This is a genomic window from Streptomyces sp. NPDC005483 (assembly GCF_040606035.1).
GTDB lineage: Bacteria > Actinomycetota > Actinomycetes > Streptomycetales > Streptomycetaceae > Streptomyces.
Genome location: NZ_JBEXEA010000053.1, coordinates 1 through 15,513 on the forward strand (window position 1 = coordinate 1; position 15,513 = coordinate 15,513).

Consider the following 15,513-nt stretch of genomic DNA (forward strand, 5'->3'; position numbering starts at 1 on the left):
GAGACGACACCCGGGCCCTCAACCTGCCCCGCCTCAGCCACCGACAACGAAATGGGCCCCCGACTCCGTCGGCGGCCCATCACGAAAGATCGAGGTTAGGGCCCCGCGGGTGAATGAGCGCCGCGTCGACGAGGAGACCGGGGGCCATCATCGCGATGAAGTGCTGAGCAGGCCCGGACCGAGTTCTCGCACTTTGCTGACGTAATCGGTAACCAACTGTGGGCGCAGTACGACGAGGTCCTCAAGTTCCGGGTCATCGGTACGCAAGGATGTCCCCTGTGCAGCGCGGCCCTCGATCCTTCCTGGTTGCTGCGATCGGTGACGCCTTTTGTGGCGAGCGCTGTGTGAGCGCTTTCGATCAGGCTGCCGCTGCTGCGGTGGGGCCGGCGTCGTAGAAGATCGCGTCGACCGGATTGAAACGATCAATCGCCAGATGTAGGGCCGGGTCGGTTTCGGCCTGTGCGGGAGCGAATCCTCCTCGCGTGACCACAGCTATGTCGCTCGATGAGCTGGCCGTTCAGTGAGGCAATGTCAAATTCTGTGGACTGACCCGGCAGCCCAATGGCCGGTCGATCAAGAAAGCGGCTTGCGGTAACGGACGTACTCGTTCCGCCGCTGGAACCCCACACTCTCGTAAAGGTCGTAGGACCGGTGCGGATTTGCCGTGCCCGTGAACAGCCGAGCGGTCGTTGCACCCTGCTCGCGAAGGCTCCGCAGCCCGTCCAGCAGCAGGGCCCGGCCGATTCCGAGGCGTCGCTGGTCCGTCCGGACACTCAGCTCTTCCACCTCGCCCACGGTGTGGTCGTGACGGCGGATGGAGCAGAGGGCGACACCGACCATGTCCTGCCCGTTCCAGGCAGCCCTCCAGCATGCCGGTTCGGCGGTGTCGACGAAGTCCTGGAAATGCCATCTCCGAGCGGAACCGCGGTCCGCGTACGAATCGACGACCGTCCTCCAGGCTGCACGGTAGTGGCTTGCCCCGATCGGCCCTGTCCGTATCCCGGCCGGCAGCCCGCTGCCCGGCTCGGGCACCTGCTGCAGATCGGCCAACTGCATCTCGACCAGGCTGAAGACACGTCGGTAGTCGGCTGCGCGCAGAAGTGCCGTGGCGTCCTGCTCGGAGGCCATGGCGTTCGCGCCGATCACCGCCGTCCGCGCCGTTCCATGCTGTGTGACGAGCCGGCGGATCCGCTCTTCGGCCCAGCTCAACATGGCTGAGCCGATGCCCTGGCCGCGATGCTCGGGCAAGAGGTAGCCGCGGTGCAGGTACAGCCACGTGTCGTCCCGCTCCTGCCACCACCGGATCGTCGAGTAGCCGACGACGCTCCCGTCGAGCATCACCAGGATCTGGTTCTTGCTCGGCTCCTCCAACTTGGCAGAAGCTTCGGCGATCTCGGCCGCTGTCGGGAGCCCTTCCACTACCGAATGGACATCGACCCGGTCCCGTTCGACGCACCCCAGCCGCACCGCGGCCATGGCGCCGTGGTCTCCGTCGCCGCGATACGGCCGGAACCCGAAGCCGACCGGAAGGTCCTGTCCTGCCGTGCCATCCGACATGCCCGGATGTTCTCGAACTTCGAGGCATGTCCGCCACCCTATTCACGCCGCGGTCGTCTGTGACGGGCCCAGCGCGGACGAGGGCAACGAGGAGGGGGTGCGTTCACGGCTCGACAGCGGGCCTGGGCGGACTCGACGAGCTTGAAGACCATCGCCAGGGCGGCGGCCCGGGATCCTGCGGCCTTGGTGACCTTGCTCCGCAGACGGACGGCCGCGAAGGTCGACTCGACGGGGTCGGTTGTCCGCAGGTGGATCCAGTGCTCGGCGGAGAAGTCGTAGAAGTCCAACCGGAGGCCGATCCACAGGTCATGAGCACTGCTCTGGTTCAGTTGATCCCGAACGGCCCGGGGTCCAGGCCCAGCTTGCTCCGGCATGAGTTGACGGCCCGCGTGGCCCAGGCGGTTACGGCATCGTGGTCTGCCGCGATCGCGTGAAGCTCACGTGCCTTCTCCTGGGCTTCGACCATCCACGGGGCCAGCGCGTCCTCTCGAAGGAGCCGCTCGAAGTGATCGCGGGCCGTGTCCCCGTCTGCGGCCAGAGCGGCTGCGATCCCAGAGTCGAAGCTGTCCCACAAGAATCTCCGCCGCACCGGTCTGGTCGTCAGGTACCTGGCGACGTCCGGCAGAGCCGAGAACTTCTCCCTCAGCGCCGTCGCGTTCGCAGCCGCCTGCCGACTGAGTTCGAGTGCCAGCGGGGTGAACTGGTCCTCGGTGCGAAACAGCTCGGAGCCGACCCGGACTGCGTCCACATGGAAGGCCAGGTGGTCCACGTCGTGCCACAGCCACATCGCGCCGACGTACAGACCGCTGCCAGCAATGCGGGGCGAGGTGAATTCCACAACCCGAAGCCACCACCCGTGATCATCGATCCACACCCGCGACCGCCCGCGCTGCGCCAAGCCGAGCGGCTCCAGGGACTCCCGCGCCGCTGAGGTGATGATCCGGAGCACGGGACTGAGATCTGCCATGACCTGCATTATCGACTGCGCCGCCGGCACACCATCGGTTGTAGTGGCACATCACCGGTTCGGGAGGCGCTTGGTCCCGTGCGGAAGTCGAACTGCGCCGGGGGTGTGGCGCCAGGCGCTACAGGCCGAAGGCGCCGCCCTCGATGAGGATGAGCAGGCCGATGGCGATCAGGACCAAGGGCAACAGGACGTGGCCCCAACGGCCAAGTGCCTTGGCGATGACGGGCCGGGTGGCGAAGAACTTGCCCGCGGAGCACCACACGGCCACCAGCACGAGGAACACCACGGCGTACGCCGTCATACCGCCGACGCCGGCGGTGGCGAACACGGGCACGTAGACGCCGATGTTGTCACCGCCGTTGGCGAAGGTGACTGCCGCGACCTCCAACGGGCCCGGCCCACCTGCCCTGGCCTGTTCCGCCTCCTCGTCACCGTCCCCATCGCGGTGGTCCTTCCATGCCTGCCAGGCAGCCTTGAGGCCCAACGCCAGCGGCAGCAGGCCGAGGTAGGGGATGGCGGACTCGGGCAGGAAGGTGGCGCCGAAGGCGGCGGCCACGGCCACGGCCAGGATCGCGGCGAAGCCCAGGTACTGGCCGAGCACGATCCGGCGGGTGGAGCCGGGATGGCCGGCACCCTGGGCGAAGAACAGCGCCAGGATCAGGATGTCGTCGATGTTGGTGACGGCGAACAGTCCGGCTGCCTGTCCAATGATGCCCAGGTCCACGAGTAGATGCTCTCCTTCGATGGGGGTGTCCCGGTGACGCTACCGGGAGCCCGTACCTCAGCGATCACCGCTGACATCCTCTCTGCATCCGGGAGGGGAGTGCACCGTCGATGGCTACTGCACCCTGCCCATCGCAGACGAGGCCTGTGTCACCGATGCCATCACCCACGGCGCCGAGGAGTTCGGCTGCAAGGGACGCCTCACCCAGGCCATCCTGCGCTGGAACAACTGGAGCCTGGTCACCAAACCCCACGGGAGGACCATCGGCCGACATTCGCGTCACCCTGAACCGCCGCGCCACGTCCCCGTCACCGGTCCCTGCCTCGAGGGATGTCGTCGCGTCGTTCCAGCGGATGCGCAGGCGGCGGAAGCCGTGGAGCCAGGAGGTGGTCCGCTCGACCACCCAGCGGAAGCTGGCCAGGCCAGGCGCCGTGGGGCCTGGCCGCGTTCGGCGATCGCGGGCTGGATGGCGCGCTGCCACAGGAGCTGGCGGTACTTGTCGTGCTCGTAGCGGCGGCCGGCGAAGAGCGGCAGGAGTTGGGCGACGTCGTTGCGGTTTCCGCCGGTCAACGACACCGCGAGCGGGCTGCCCCGCTCGTCCGTGATGAGGTGGTGCTTGCTGCCCGGGCGTGCGCGGTCGACCGGGCTGGGACCGCTTTTGGGCCTCGGCGGGCGGCCCGGACGTGGGAGGAGCCGATCACCGCCCTCGACCAGTCGAGCTGGCTCTTCGACCGCAGCTTCTTCAGCAGAAGCGCATACGCCGCCTTCGTTCCAAGCGGCCAGGCGTCGCCAGCGGGTCATGCCGGAACCGAAGCCCAGTTCCTGGTGTAGATACTTCCGCTGGACACCGGTGTGCAGCACGAACAGGATCCCGCACAGAGCCGGCCGGTCCGGCACTCTCGGCCGGCCTTCGACCTGCTTCGGCAGCAACGGCTCGATCAGCGACCACAGTTCGTCAGCGACGATCCACGGCCGCGACCGACGCTTCCCCATGCCCTCACCAACGAGCGAGGTCACTTGATCAAACCGGGTCTGTTATTCAATGGTGCGGTGAGGTGAGGATGCCGCGGGAGAGGGCGACGGTGACGGCTGCCGTGCGGTCGTTGACGCCCAGCTTGACGAATGCTCGCAGCAGGTGCGTCTTCACCGTCGCTTCGCCGATGTACAGCTCTCGGCCGATCTCGCCGTTGGACAGACCGCGCGCGACGAGGCCGAGTACCTGTACCTCGCGGGGGGTCAACTGTTCCCCGGTCGGCGCTTGCACGTGGGTCACCAGCCGGGCGGCCACCGGCGGGGCGAGGACGGTTTCGCCGCGGGCGGCCGCCCGGATGGCGTCGGTCAGGGTACCGATCGGGGTGTCCTTGAGCAGGTACCCGGTGGCTCCGGCCTCGATCGCGGGCAGGATGTCGGCGTCACCTTCGTAGGTGGTCAGCACGAGCACGCGAATGCCGGGGTGGTCCTGGCGGATGCGCGCCGTCGCGGTGGCGCCGTCGGTACCCGGCATCCGCAGGTCCATCAGGACGACGTCCGGGCGCGTCGCGGCGGCGAGGACGATCGCCTCGTCGCCGGAGCCGGCCTCGCCCACGACCCGCAGGTCGTCGTAGGCCTCGAGCATGCCGCGAAGGCCGAAGCGTACGACCGGGTGGTCGTCGACGATCAGGATGTGGACAGTCATCGAGCTGGTTCCGCCTGCTCAGTGGTCGAGTGTGGGGCTGAGATCAGGCACTGGTTGCAGGCTGCGCGCCGCCTGCTCGGCCGGGGCCAGCGGTAGTTCGACCCGAACCGTGGTGCCCTGGCCAGGAGATGATCGCACCTCACAGGTCCCGCCGAGGCCGACGGCGCGGGTGCGAATGCCGAGCAGGCCGTATCCACCGCAGATGGTGGCCGGGTCGAAGCCCTGGCCGTCATCGGTCACGGCCAGGGTCAGGTGGCCGTCTTCGTGACGCAGTTCGATCTTTACGGTCGTGGCGTCGGCATGCTTGCCGACGTTGGCCAGGGCCTCCTGCGCGGTACGCAGCAGGGCGATGTCGGTGCCGGTGGGCGCGTTGGACCGCTCGCCGACGATCGACACCTCGACGCGCGTACCCGTGTCGCGGGTGTGCCGGGCGGCGAGCCGGTCCAGCGCGTCCGCGAGGCTGCGGCCGGTCAGGTCGACCGGGGCCAGCGCGGCGATCAGCGAGCGTGCCTCCGCGAGGTTCTCGCGGGCGGTCTTTTCCAGGATGTCGAGCTGGCCGTCGGCGGCTGCCGTATCACGCGAGAGGGTTGTCCGTGCGGCCTGGGCGAGCATGAGGATGCTGGTGAAGCCCTGGGCCAGGGTGTCGTGGATCTCGGCGGCCAGGCGTTCACGTTCGGCATGGACGCCGGCCTCGTGGCCCGCGCGTTCCAGTGCGGCCCGGGTCCGGGTCAACTCCTCGATCAGCTCGGCCCGTTTGCGGTTCTGATCGCGGATGCCGGTCAGATAGGCGCCCGCGAGGATCGTCACGGTCATGGGCACCAGAACGGTCACGCCGGTCATCGCCACCGCGTAGCGGCCGAGCCCTGCCCGCGCCAACATGGCCCAGGCGAGTTCGCCGTACAGGAGCAGCAGGAGCGGGAGGCGTATCCGCCACCTCGCGACCATCACGAACAGCTGTGGGCACAGCGCGAACAGCAGTGCGCCACTAAGCGGCGCGATGGCGAGCAGGAAGGGGAAAGCGACCGCCAGCACGGCGAAATAGGTCGCACCCCAACGCTCGTCGCGGTTCTCCATCGCCAGCGGCGCGACCAGGGCGTACCAGACGACAATGACGGCGAGCGTTGCGAGGGCAAGCAGGCGTTGTCCGAGCGCCACGGAGACGTTGGCTCCGATGGCGACGGCAAGAGGTACGGCGACGGCGCCGACGAGGACGTGCCATCCGACGCTGTAGCGGGATCCGAAGTCGACGGTGTCGCGCGCTGCCACTTCCCTGCCCCACCTTCGCCGCCGAGATCCAGCCGCCAGTCTACGAGCGTCCATGTCCAGGGTGCCCGGCTCGGAATCGGGGAACATCCACTCACCGGTGGAGCCGTGCGTACGTCGACCGGTTGACGACGGGGTCCAACCAAGCGTTGTCGCGCCGCGGCCGCACAACCGTCAGGCTCGTTTTCGACAACCTCCGCTCGACACCTGGAGACACCGCATGAAGAAGAACTGGATCGTCCTCGTCCTGGGCGCACTGCTGATCTTTGTGGGCGTGACCTGGTTCCTCCAGGGAACCGACGTCATGGGGGGCTCGACGATGAGCGGCGTGACACTGTGGGCGATCGTCGGACCGATCGTGGCGATCGGCGGTCTGGTCCTGCTGGGAGTCGGCTTCACCCGGCTGCGTCGAGCCGGCCGATAAGCGCCCGCCGGCTGTCTGACATCGACATGGAAGTTCAGAAGACAGGTCGACCGACACCGGCGCGACCGCCCAAGCAGTGGTACGGCGAGCTTGCCGGGGTCGCGGCCACCGCGCTCGCCCTGGGGGTCGGCGAACTGGTGGCAGCCGCGACGGGCGGACCTTCCGCGCCCCTCGTCGCGGTGGGTGGCGTCGCCGTGGACGCCACGCCGACTCCTGTCAAGGAGTTCGCGGTCACGGCGTTCTACACCTATGACAAGTTGGTCCTGCAGGCGGGAATCGTGCTGGTGCTGGCCGCCTTCGCCGCGTTCATCGGTGTGCTGGCCATGCGCCGGCTCGGGTACGGGCTGGCCGGTGTCGCCGTGTTCGGGGTGATCGGCGTGCTTGCGGCAGCCACCCGGCCCAGCGCCACTTGGGCGTACCCGCTGCCGACGGTGGCCGGTGTACTGGCCGCCGCCGGGCTGCTGGTGCTGCTGCGTCACACCCTGCCGCGACCTGCGGTGGTATCGGCGCAGGACCTGGAGGACCTGGAGGACAGCACCGGAACGAAGACGGACGGGGCGGCGCAGGAAGCCCCCGCCCCGGTGGAGGGCGCCCGTCCGCCGTCGTCGGATGCCGGCATCCCGCTGGTGGACGGCGAGGGACAGCCGCCGGGCCGGCGACGGTTTCTCACCCTGGCGGGCGCGGCGATCGGTGCGGCCGTGGTGGGGGTGCCGGGCGGACGCCTGCTCTGGGCACAGCGTGTGGCCGCGGCTCGCGCCGCAGTGGTGCTTCCGTCCCCGTCGAGTCCGGCAGCGCCCTTGCCCCAGGTCTCCGCCGGCGTGCCCGGGGTGACGAAGTTCGTGACCACGAATGGGGACTTCTACCGGATCGACACCGCACTGACGGTGCCGCAGATGGAACCCAAGGACTGGCAGCTGAGGATTCATGGCCGGGTGAAACGGCCGCTGACGTTGACATACGAGCAGTTGCTGGCCCGGCCGATGGTGGAGCGCTACATCACCCTGACGTGTGTGTCCAATGAGGTCGGCGGCGAACTGGTCGGAAACGCCCGGTGGTTGGGGGTGTCGATCAAGGATCTGCTGGACGAGGTCGAACCGGAGGACGGGGCGGACCAGGTGGTGAGCCGTTCCCAGGACGGGTACACGGCCGGCACGCCGACGGCTGCGTTGCGTGACGGACGGGACGCGTTGCTGGCGGTCGGGATGAACGGGGAGCCGCTGCCGGTCGAGCACGGGTTCCCGGTCCGGATGGTGGTGCCCGGGCTGTTCGGGTACGTATCGGCGACGAAGTGGCTGACGGAGCTGGAGCTGACCAGCTTCTCGGACTTCAGCGCCTACTGGGTACGGCGGGACTACTCGGCGCTGGCCCCGGTGAAGACGCAGTCCCGGATCGACACACCGACCGCGGGCATGCGGCTGGAGCAGGGTCCGGTGATGGTGGCCGGGGTGGCGTGGGCGCAGCATCGCGGGGTGTCCGCGGTGGAGGTCCGCGTGGATGACGGACCATGGCAGCAGGCACAGCTCGCGGCGGTGCCCTCGGTGGACACATGGCGGCAGTGGAGCTGGCAGTGGCAAGCGACGTCCGGCAGGCATCGGCTGCAGGTACGCGCCACCGACAGCACCGGCCAGGTGCAGACAGGACAGGCGCACAAGCCGCTTCCCGACGGGGCAACCGGCTGGCACACCATCAACGTCACGGTCACCTGAGCGGTTCCGTCGGGCGGGGCGGAGTACGCGGCTCTGGAGACCCTCGGCATCGGCATCGGTTTCCGCTCCTCGGCCCTCCTGCGCACCGTACAGCAGTGGGCGCATTGCACCTTCGAGTGACCGCCAAGGCCGCACAGCTGCGACGGGCGCTGACCCCCGGCTACACCCTGGGCTGCAAACGGCTTCTGCTCGCCAACACCTACTGTCCGGCCGTGACCCGGCCCAATTTCGACGTCCACGTCACAGTAGTCACGGCCGTCCACGCCGGCCACGTCATCGGTGCGGACGGCAGCAGCGCCGACGTCGACACCATCATCCTGGGCACTGGCTTCCACCTCCTCGACATGCCCGTCGCCCAGCGCATGTTCGACGCGGTCGGTGCCAGCCTCGACGACCGCTGGAAGGGGAGCCCGGACGCCTACCTCGGCCCCTGGCACTCCTCCGCGTACATGGTCCTCGAAGCGCAACTGGACTACGTGGCAAGCACGGTGCGCCACTTCGCCCGCCGGACTGCCCCGGATCGCCGCAGCCGAACGCCTTCACATCGCCCCGACGACCACTGTCGCCCACCGCGTCAGCCGCGGCGAGGAACTGCTGGGCCCCACCCTCGGCGATGACGAACTCCCACTGAGGCTCGCCCTGGAGATCAGCAATCGCTTCGCCCTCCCGGGGTGAGTGAACACACGCTTCCAGTCGGTGTCTCCTCACGGCCGCAGTCGTAGGACCACCGGCGACCCCTGTCGCGCGGTACTGCACGCCACGCGAGTGCCGGGCCCGCCGAGGGCAGGGAGACCGCGTGCCGTCCGGTGATCAGTTTCGGCGTGACATACGGGGACTGGCGACGCCGGGTCGCCGAAGGGGCCGCGCCGAGTCCGGTGTACCGGGTCGGTGCGGCCCCTGGGTGGCCGGTGAAGTCGGAGGCCGGCTGTCCGACTGACTGGCAGGAGCTCATGCGCGGCGCGCTCCTGCTCGGGCGTCACATGTGCACGACGGGTGCCGCGTTGGGGTCCTGCTGGGGCACGCCGCGGCGGTAGAGGATGACGCTGACGGCCAGGCCGACGGCGAAGAAGACGGCCGACCACCAGTAGGAGGTGGAGTAGGCATCCAGGCCTGCCTGGGCCTGCACGGCGGGGTCCCTGGGGTTCTTGCCGGCCAGGTAGTCGGTGGCAGCACTGGTGGCGAGGGTGTTGAGGAGGGCCGTGCCGATCGAGCCGCCGACCTGCTGCATGGCGTTGACGGTGGCGGAGGCGACCCCGGAGTCCTTGGCGTCCACGCCGGCGACGGCCAGGCTCATGGCCGGGGGCAGCACGAGGCCGAGGCCGAGGCCCGTCACGACCAGCGTGGGCAGGATGTCCGCGACGTACGAGCTGTTCAGGTCGAGGGCGGTCATCCAGACCAGGCCGGCGGCGGCCAGGCCCATGCCGAGCGGTACCACCGGCTTGGGGCCTATGCGGGGAAGCAGCACGCTGGAGGCGAGGGTGGAAGTGATCATGAGCGCGCCGACCATGGGCAGGAAGGCCAGCCCGGTCTCGATGGGCGTGTATCCGAGGCTCTGCTGCAGGTAGTAGGTGAGGAAGAGGAACACGCCGAACATGCCGGCGCCGCTGATCAGCACGGCGATGAAGGAGGCGCCCCGGTTGCGGTCGAGCAGGATGCGCAGCGGCAACAGAGGGTGGGGGGACCTGGTCTGCCACACAGTGAAAGCGGCGAGCAGGACGGCTCCGGCGACCAGCCAGCCCCAGGTCTGCGGGGAGCTCCAGTCGTGACTCTCGGCGTTGGCGAAGCCGTAGACCAGGCCGAACAGGCCGCCGCCGACGAGGACGGCGCCGGGGATGTCGAGGCCGGCGGTCTTGTCGCGGGCGGTACGCCGCAGCAGGAGGGCCCCGCCGATGAACGCTGCGCCGGCGAAGACGAGGTTGACGTAGAGGGTCCAGCGCCAGTCGAGGTGTTCGGTGAGCACACCCCCGAGCAGCAGGCCGATGGCCCCTCCGGCGCCGGCGATGGCGCCGTAGACACCGAAGGCCTTTGCGCGTTCCTTGGGATCGGTGAACGTCGTGGTCAGCAGCGACAGCGCGGCCGGTGCGAGCAGGGCGCCGAACAAACCCTGGCCGGCGCGCGCGGTGACCAGGATCTCGAAGCTCCCCGCGGCGCCGCCGAGGGCGGAGGTGCCGGCGAATCCGACCACGCCGAGCAGGAAGGTGATCTTGCGGCCGAAGAGGTCGGCTATGCGTCCGCCGAGCAGCAGCAGGCTGCCGAAGGCGAGGGCGTAGGCGGTGACGACCCACTGCCGGTCACCGTCGGAGAAGCCCAGGTCCTTCTGGGCTGAGGGCAGGGCGATATTCACGATCGTCGCGTCGAGCACGACCATGAGCTGGGCCACGCCGATGACGGCGAGGATCCACCAGCGGTGACGAGGTGGTGAGTCGGTGGTCGGGAGCGGGGGCACGGTGGCCGTGCCCAGTCCGTCGGCGGCGGTTTCGGACATGACGAATTCTCCAGACGAAGTGGTCAAGGGGCAGGAAAGCGCGGTGGTGCGGTACGGACGGCTGCTTCGTCGGAGCTCGTCACGTGGTGAAGTGGGTGGTCAGGGCGCCGGCGGCACTGAGGGCGGGAAGGTCAGGCCGCGGGCGTATTCGAGCGACCGACTCCTGCGCTGCTCTGGAAGGCGACACCGAGGGGAAGTACGGCCGTGATCGATTCCGGCCCGGGGCCCGGTTCGTCGACGGCCTGTCTGCCGGCTGCCTGGGCCGAGGCGGGGGAGAAGGTCTGCCAGTGCCGGGCCTGACGGTTCAAGGTGCTGATCAGCGGCATGAGGTCGTTCGCGGCCGGGACGTCGGGGATGCCGAGGCGGTCCGCTGCCGGGTTCCCGAGGGACCGCCGGAGCACGCTGCGGATGAGGTCTTTCAGCTGGTCCTCGGACAGGACCGCGCCTGGCGCGTGAGCCGTCGCGTGGGCCTGCGCGACGATCACGGCAGCGATCGCAGCGCGTGACGTGTCGTCGGGTGCGGACGTCGTGGCGTCCAGCATGTCCTGCAGGCGACGGGCCCCGGCTCGGTCGACGACATCCTCGTACAGGCTCTCGTCGAGCCCCAGGAGATGGGCGACGTACGACCAGTACTGATAGAGGCGGCGCTCGTCCTCGCCAGTGATGTCGATGCCGACGACCGCCAGGGCCTGGAAAGCGATGAGGGTGAAGCCCAGCCAGGTGCGCGCCATGTCCAGCTGACCGACCGGCAGGCCCGGGGCACCCCTGTCCCAGTCCGTGAGGGCTGTGGCCCGCAGCCGGGCGTGGCGCAGCCGGGCCTCGACGGTGGTCACGTACCCCGGCCCTCCGCGCGGCAGCCCCCCTGGCCGGATGGTCTGCCGCGCCCACACCCCGGTCTCGACGAGCCGGCGTGAAACCGGCGGCGTCGGCCTGCCGGTTCGGACCAGCAGTCGTGCGGTGGCCGGGGACGCGTAGGTGTGGGCAAGCCCGCTGGTGATCGCGCAGAGCCCGAACCATGTGGGCGGGACGGACAGGCTCACCACATCGCCGCGGTGGAGCATCAGGGGGTCGACCCAGCTGGGTGTCGTCTCCACCTGCTGCAGCAGCGCGGCGACGGCTTCGGGGGGCTGCTCATCGAGGCATGCGAGGCCTTTCCGCAGGCCGACGCCGAGGGCCTGCCGTGCCCTGGCGCCGTAGAGATCGAACTCGGCCACGACGGCGTCGGCGAGCGGATCCCCTGCTGTGAGCAGCGGAATCATGCGGTCGGCCGTCACGCCGTGCCGGCGGCGTATGGGGTCCAGGTCGATCACTCGTTCGGGGGCTGTGCGGGGTGTGCGGTTGGCAGTCATGTGGCTCTCACTTCCGAGAGGGCGTGACCGGGGGCGTGGGCACTCGGAGTCCCCGAGCCGGTCAGGGAAGGCGGGGGAGTCGGAAACAGCCTCTGACACCTGTCAGATTAGAGGGAATCTGACAGGTGTCAAGTAAGCTGCTTCGTGAACCCCGAGCCGGGCTGCGGGCAGCCGCTCCGCAGCCGGGGCAGGCGTTTTGCGGGAAGAGCGCAAGAGGTCGCCGTCGAGAACACCTGTGAGGCACATGCCGCGCAGGCACGAGCAAGCAGTAATGGAGGCAGTGATGGGACTGGGAGCCGAGTCCGTTCGACGGCCGGGACGCCCTGGAGCCGCTACTCCTTCGGTGCCCGCGGAGGAGAGCATCCTGCGGCGGGGCCTCGAGGCCTTCGCGGAACTGGGCTACGACCGTGCCTCCGCACGTGAACTGGCCCGCCGTCTGGGCGTCAGCCACAACTTCATCAATGACCGGTACGGATCGAAGGCGGCGTTCTGGCGTGCGGTGATGGACCATGCGCTGGGTGCGCAGCTGGCGCGCCTGCCGCAGGTGGATTCCGGGGGCGACGACGCCGAGCGGCTGCGGCAGATCATCACCGGCTTCTACCGGGCCGCCACGGACACACCGCTCATCGGACGCGTCTTCGTCGACGAGTCATCCCGGGACACCGAGCGGTTGGACTACCTGTACGACCGCTACCTGGTACCCACCCTGCAGCTCATGACGTCCAGCATCGAGCGGCTCGTCGCCTCCGGACGCATGGCGCCCATCCCGATGGACGTGCTGTTCTTCGCCGTCATTCCACCGGTCGCCGGAATGGTGGAGGGTCCTTTGGCGCGGCGCCTGGGCAGGCCCGGGCCCGGCTCGTCGGAGCAGCTCACGGCCACGGCGGACGCGCTGGCGACGCTCGTGGTGAACGGACTGCTCGCGACAGGTGCGCCAGGATGTCGCTGAGCTCGGCTCGGGGCCTGTCCCGGCAGGTTCGTGACCTGCTCGCGTGGGGCTCCAGGGGCTTGCCGGCTGTGGGACGGGATGGTCTGGCGAACGACGAGGAGGGACGGCCGTACCGCCTGAGCCAGGGAACGAAAAGAGCGACAGGCGATGGCATGGATCGATGTCCTGTGTCCCCCGACGGTGTGGCGGAAGCCTGTCTCAAGCCGGTGAGCGTTCCGGAGATCGCCCTCGGCGCTTGGGCGGCCCTAGGTGATGAGGCCAGGCTGCCGGAGTCCCATTGCGGGGCCACGGAAAAGTAAGAAGCCGTTGTCTTTTCGGACTTGAGGACTGCGCTTCTGCTGGTGGGGTGTGGATCGGCGGTCTCGTGGGAGTAGTGGCGGGTACCCGGCATCAGGGTCCCTTGCATGATCGAGGTCTGTCCGGATTCATCCGGTAAGGCCGAGGGTGGCCAGGGATCTGCGGCAGTCGCGGGCGGTGTAGCGGAGGGCGGGGCGATGTTGGTGCGACCGTCCTGACGGTGGACGACGCCGGTCGACGCTGCTGGTGCTGCGGGTGATGCGGTGGGTCATCAGGGCATTCGGCGCCGTGGCGCCGCCGTATCCCTTCCACCACCACCGCAGGGCGCCGCTGCCCGGACAGCCGACCCGTCTTCCAGCATTCCGTTCCGGCGCTCCGCGGGGTTTCGGTACCGTCCCAACGTCGGTGCGATCATGAGGGGGATGGGTGAAAGGTGCAGGCACGGAGGCGGGGATGCCTGAGTCGAGCTGTCTGGTCGGCAGCTGGCTGGTCGGGCGCAAGAATCCGATGCAGATCGTGATGAGCGAAACTGTGGCACTCGCCGAGGACGGCTATCTGCGAGTGACGGCGTACGAAGACGGCTACGTGATACTTCCCGGCACACGGTCCGGGGCCGGGCTTCCCCCGGACCGGGCCGCCCTGCTGAACGCGATCCTTGGCAGGGAAGGTGAGCTGCGGCTCCGGCGCGAACCCGGTCCGCCGGCCTCCCTCCGCGGTACCAGGATCAGCCTCGCGCAGATTCAGGAGAGCGTTACCAAGGCTGCCCGTGAGCGCGGCTACTTGGCCCGACCGTATTACGTGCTGTTCAGCATGACGATTGTCGTACTGTCCGGTGGGTTCCTGATGTGGAGGGGGAACACTTCCACGGCTCTCCTGCTGTGCATGGCAGCGGCCTTGCTGGGCACGTGGTCGCTCCGGAAGACGCATATCAGCAAGGCCGGTGCCGCCGAGCAACGACGTCTCCTCGCGCTGCAAGACAGTCTCCGACGTCCGAGCCGGCCCGCTACAGAGGCGGAAAGCTCGCTCGGCTATCGTCTGCTGCCCTGGGCCACTCTTCTGCTCGACGGCGAGGATTATGGGCGTTGGTACGCCGACAACCTGCTCGACGTCGAGTTGCCCCGATGGTGGGCGCAAGACCCGGACGGCCAGGACCCGACCTTGCGGTTCGTCTCCCAGGAAGGGATGAAGGGGCTCCTGCATTCACTGCTGCACCACGTCGGCCCGTAGTCAGATTTCGCATCTCGGTACCCCAACACGTTCGGTGACGGAGATCAGCCGGTCTGGAGGCAGGGGCCCTTGCATGATCGAGGTCTGTTCGAATTCATCCGGTGAGGCCGAGGGCGGTCAGGGATCTGCGGCAGTCGCGGGCGGTGTAGCGGAGGGCGGCGGCGATGTTGGTGCGACCGTCCTGACGGTGGACGCCGATGGCGAGGTTGCGCAGGCCGGCCATGATGCGCGGGAGGCGGCCGACGTGGATCTTGGAGTCGTCCTCGCGGAAAGTGCGGTCGCGAACGTGGTGCAGGAGATTTTCGATGTGCCAGTGTCCTCTGATCCAGGCCGCGAGCTGGGGGCCGGTCGCCGGGACGCTGGAAGGCTGGAGACAGTCGTGCGCACAGCTCGGACATGCCACGTCGGGTCAACGGCGTCGCCGTAGACCCGACGTGGCATGGACAGTCCGTCAGTGAGGGCCATCGCACAGTGTCCTGCCCCGTAGCTCGGCGGGCGCTGCTCCAGGGCCGGCATGACGCTCAGGCGCAGAAGTCCGGCGCCTCGGACAGGCGTCCCACGACGTTCGCCGCCCTCGCGGTGACCCACCCCGGACGTGTGCCGGTCTGCTCGGCGGCAGTTCGAAGGCCGCGAGTCAGGTCTCGAAACCGCGCTCGACGACCGCGGCGATCAGGTCGTCCTTGTCCTTGAAGGGCCAGTGGAGCGAGCCGGCGGGCAGCCCGCACCTGGCGCCGATCGCCGCGTGGGACGTGCCCTCGTACCCGCGTTCGCCCGCGAGCATCATGGCGGCGTCGAGGATCCGCCGGCGTGACCCCCGCCCGTCCGCGGGTCTCCTGCGCGGAGCCTGTGACCTGACCGTGGGATCTGACCGTGGGAAGTACTTTTCGGGA

At 68.9% G+C, this 15,513-nt stretch carries 13 protein-coding genes and 3 pseudogenes; 5 read left to right on the forward strand and 11 right to left on the reverse strand.

Annotated elements, in window-relative coordinates:
- Positions 1-573: 573 nt before the first annotated feature.
- The 7 genes and pseudogenes from ABZT06_RS45935 to ABZT06_RS45965 form a co-directional block, all read right to left on the reverse strand.
- Positions 574-1,557, reverse strand: a complete 984-nt coding sequence (locus ABZT06_RS45935) for a GNAT family N-acetyltransferase (RefSeq protein WP_355754842.1) — start codon at positions 1,555-1,557, stop codon at positions 574-576.
- A 61-nt stretch (positions 1,558-1,618) separates the two neighbouring features.
- Positions 1,619-1,850 (reverse strand): annotated as a pseudogene (locus ABZT06_RS45940) (IS256 family transposase); the annotation flags it as partial.
- Positions 1,851-1,882: 32 nt separating this feature from the next.
- Positions 1,883-2,554, reverse strand: coding sequence for a hypothetical protein (locus ABZT06_RS45945; RefSeq protein ID WP_355754844.1), 672 nt, complete (start codon positions 2,552-2,554; stop codon positions 1,883-1,885).
- 88 nt (positions 2,555-2,642) lie between these two features.
- A complete protein-coding gene (locus tag ABZT06_RS45950; protein ID WP_355754846.1) occupies positions 2,643-3,248 on the reverse strand; it encodes a cadmium resistance transporter in 606 nt (201 codons plus the stop codon).
- A gap of 346 nt (positions 3,249-3,594) precedes the next feature.
- Positions 3,595-4,241 (reverse strand): annotated as a pseudogene (locus ABZT06_RS45955) (IS5 family transposase); the annotation flags it as partial.
- Positions 4,242-4,287: 46 nt separating this feature from the next.
- On the reverse strand, positions 4,288-4,923 hold the full coding sequence (locus ABZT06_RS45960; RefSeq protein ID WP_355754849.1) for a response regulator transcription factor: 636 nt from the start codon (positions 4,921-4,923) through the stop codon (positions 4,288-4,290).
- An 18-nt stretch (positions 4,924-4,941) separates the two neighbouring features.
- The gene (locus ABZT06_RS45965) at positions 4,942-6,189 is read right to left on the reverse strand and encodes a sensor histidine kinase (protein WP_355754852.1); all 1,248 of its coding nucleotides are present in this window, start codon (positions 6,187-6,189) and stop codon (positions 4,942-4,944) included.
- A 217-nt stretch (positions 6,190-6,406) separates the two neighbouring features.
- On the opposite strand from ABZT06_RS45965, the gene ABZT06_RS45970 reads away from it, so the two are divergent.
- The 3 genes from ABZT06_RS45970 (at position 6,407) to ABZT06_RS45980 (ending at position 8,933) form a co-directional block, all read left to right on the forward strand.
- Positions 6,407-6,610, forward strand: a complete 204-nt coding sequence (locus tag ABZT06_RS45970) for a hypothetical protein (RefSeq protein ID WP_355754855.1) — start codon at positions 6,407-6,409, stop codon at positions 6,608-6,610.
- Positions 6,611-6,636: 26 nt separating this feature from the next.
- Complete coding sequence (locus ABZT06_RS45975; RefSeq protein WP_355754858.1) at positions 6,637-8,316, forward strand: molybdopterin-dependent oxidoreductase; 1,680 nt, start codon at positions 6,637-6,639, stop codon at positions 8,314-8,316.
- Positions 8,317-8,411: 95 nt separating this feature from the next.
- Entirely contained in the window at positions 8,412-8,933 is a 522-nt protein-coding gene (locus ABZT06_RS45980) for a hypothetical protein (protein WP_355754860.1), read from the forward strand.
- Positions 8,934-9,292: 359 nt separating this feature from the next.
- On the opposite strand, the gene ABZT06_RS45985 is transcribed toward ABZT06_RS45980, so the two are convergent.
- Together ABZT06_RS45985 and ABZT06_RS45990 are read right to left on the reverse strand one after the other, a co-directional pair.
- Positions 9,293-10,801: an MFS transporter gene (locus ABZT06_RS45985; RefSeq protein WP_355754862.1), complete on the reverse strand. Its 1,509-nt coding sequence runs from the start codon at positions 10,799-10,801 to the stop codon at positions 9,293-9,295.
- A gap of 131 nt (positions 10,802-10,932) precedes the next feature.
- A complete protein-coding gene (locus ABZT06_RS45990) occupies positions 10,933-12,150 on the reverse strand; it encodes an oxygenase MpaB family protein (protein WP_355754865.1) in 1,218 nt (405 codons plus the stop codon).
- A 343-nt stretch (positions 12,151-12,493) separates the two neighbouring features.
- Here ABZT06_RS45990 and ABZT06_RS45995 point away from each other — a divergent pair, with 343 nt between their 5' ends.
- A complete protein-coding gene (locus ABZT06_RS45995) occupies positions 12,494-13,099 on the forward strand; it encodes a TetR/AcrR family transcriptional regulator (protein WP_355754867.1) in 606 nt (201 codons plus the stop codon).
- Between the two features lie 750 nt (positions 13,100-13,849).
- Positions 13,850-14,623: a hypothetical protein gene (locus ABZT06_RS46000; RefSeq protein ID WP_355754869.1), complete on the forward strand. Its 774-nt coding sequence runs from the start codon at positions 13,850-13,852 to the stop codon at positions 14,621-14,623.
- Between the two features lie 94 nt (positions 14,624-14,717).
- On the opposite strand, the pseudogene ABZT06_RS46005 reads toward ABZT06_RS46000, so the two are convergent.
- Positions 14,718-14,966: pseudogene (locus tag ABZT06_RS46005) on the reverse strand (ISAs1 family transposase); the annotation flags it as partial.
- 291 nt (positions 14,967-15,257) lie between these two features.
- Positions 15,258-15,407, reverse strand: a complete 150-nt coding sequence (locus tag ABZT06_RS46010) for a helix-turn-helix domain-containing protein (RefSeq protein ID WP_355754871.1) — start codon at positions 15,405-15,407, stop codon at positions 15,258-15,260.
- Positions 15,408-15,513 lie beyond the last annotated feature (106 nt).

Coding starts and splice junctions, on each gene's coding strand:
- ABZT06_RS46000 (WP_355754869.1), top strand. CDS start 13,850: ATGCCTGAGTCGAGCTGTCTGGTCGGCAGCTGGCTGGTCGGGCGCAAG.
- ABZT06_RS45935 (WP_355754842.1), bottom strand. CDS start 1,557: ATGTCGGATGGCACGGCAGGACAGGACCTTCCGGTCGGCTTCGGGTTC.
- ABZT06_RS45985 (WP_355754862.1), bottom strand. CDS start 10,801: ATGTCCGAAACCGCCGCCGACGGACTGGGCACGGCCACCGTGCCCCCG.
- ABZT06_RS45975 (WP_355754858.1), top strand. CDS start 6,637: ATGGAAGTTCAGAAGACAGGTCGACCGACACCGGCGCGACCGCCCAAG.
- ABZT06_RS46010 (WP_355754871.1), bottom strand. CDS start 15,407: ATGATGCTCGCGGGCGAACGCGGGTACGAGGGCACGTCCCACGCGGCG.
- ABZT06_RS45990 (WP_355754865.1), bottom strand. CDS start 12,150: ATGACTGCCAACCGCACACCCCGCACAGCCCCCGAACGAGTGATCGAC.
- ABZT06_RS45960 (WP_355754849.1), bottom strand. CDS start 4,923: ATGACTGTCCACATCCTGATCGTCGACGACCACCCGGTCGTACGCTTC.
- ABZT06_RS45970 (WP_355754855.1), top strand. CDS start 6,407: ATGAAGAAGAACTGGATCGTCCTCGTCCTGGGCGCACTGCTGATCTTT.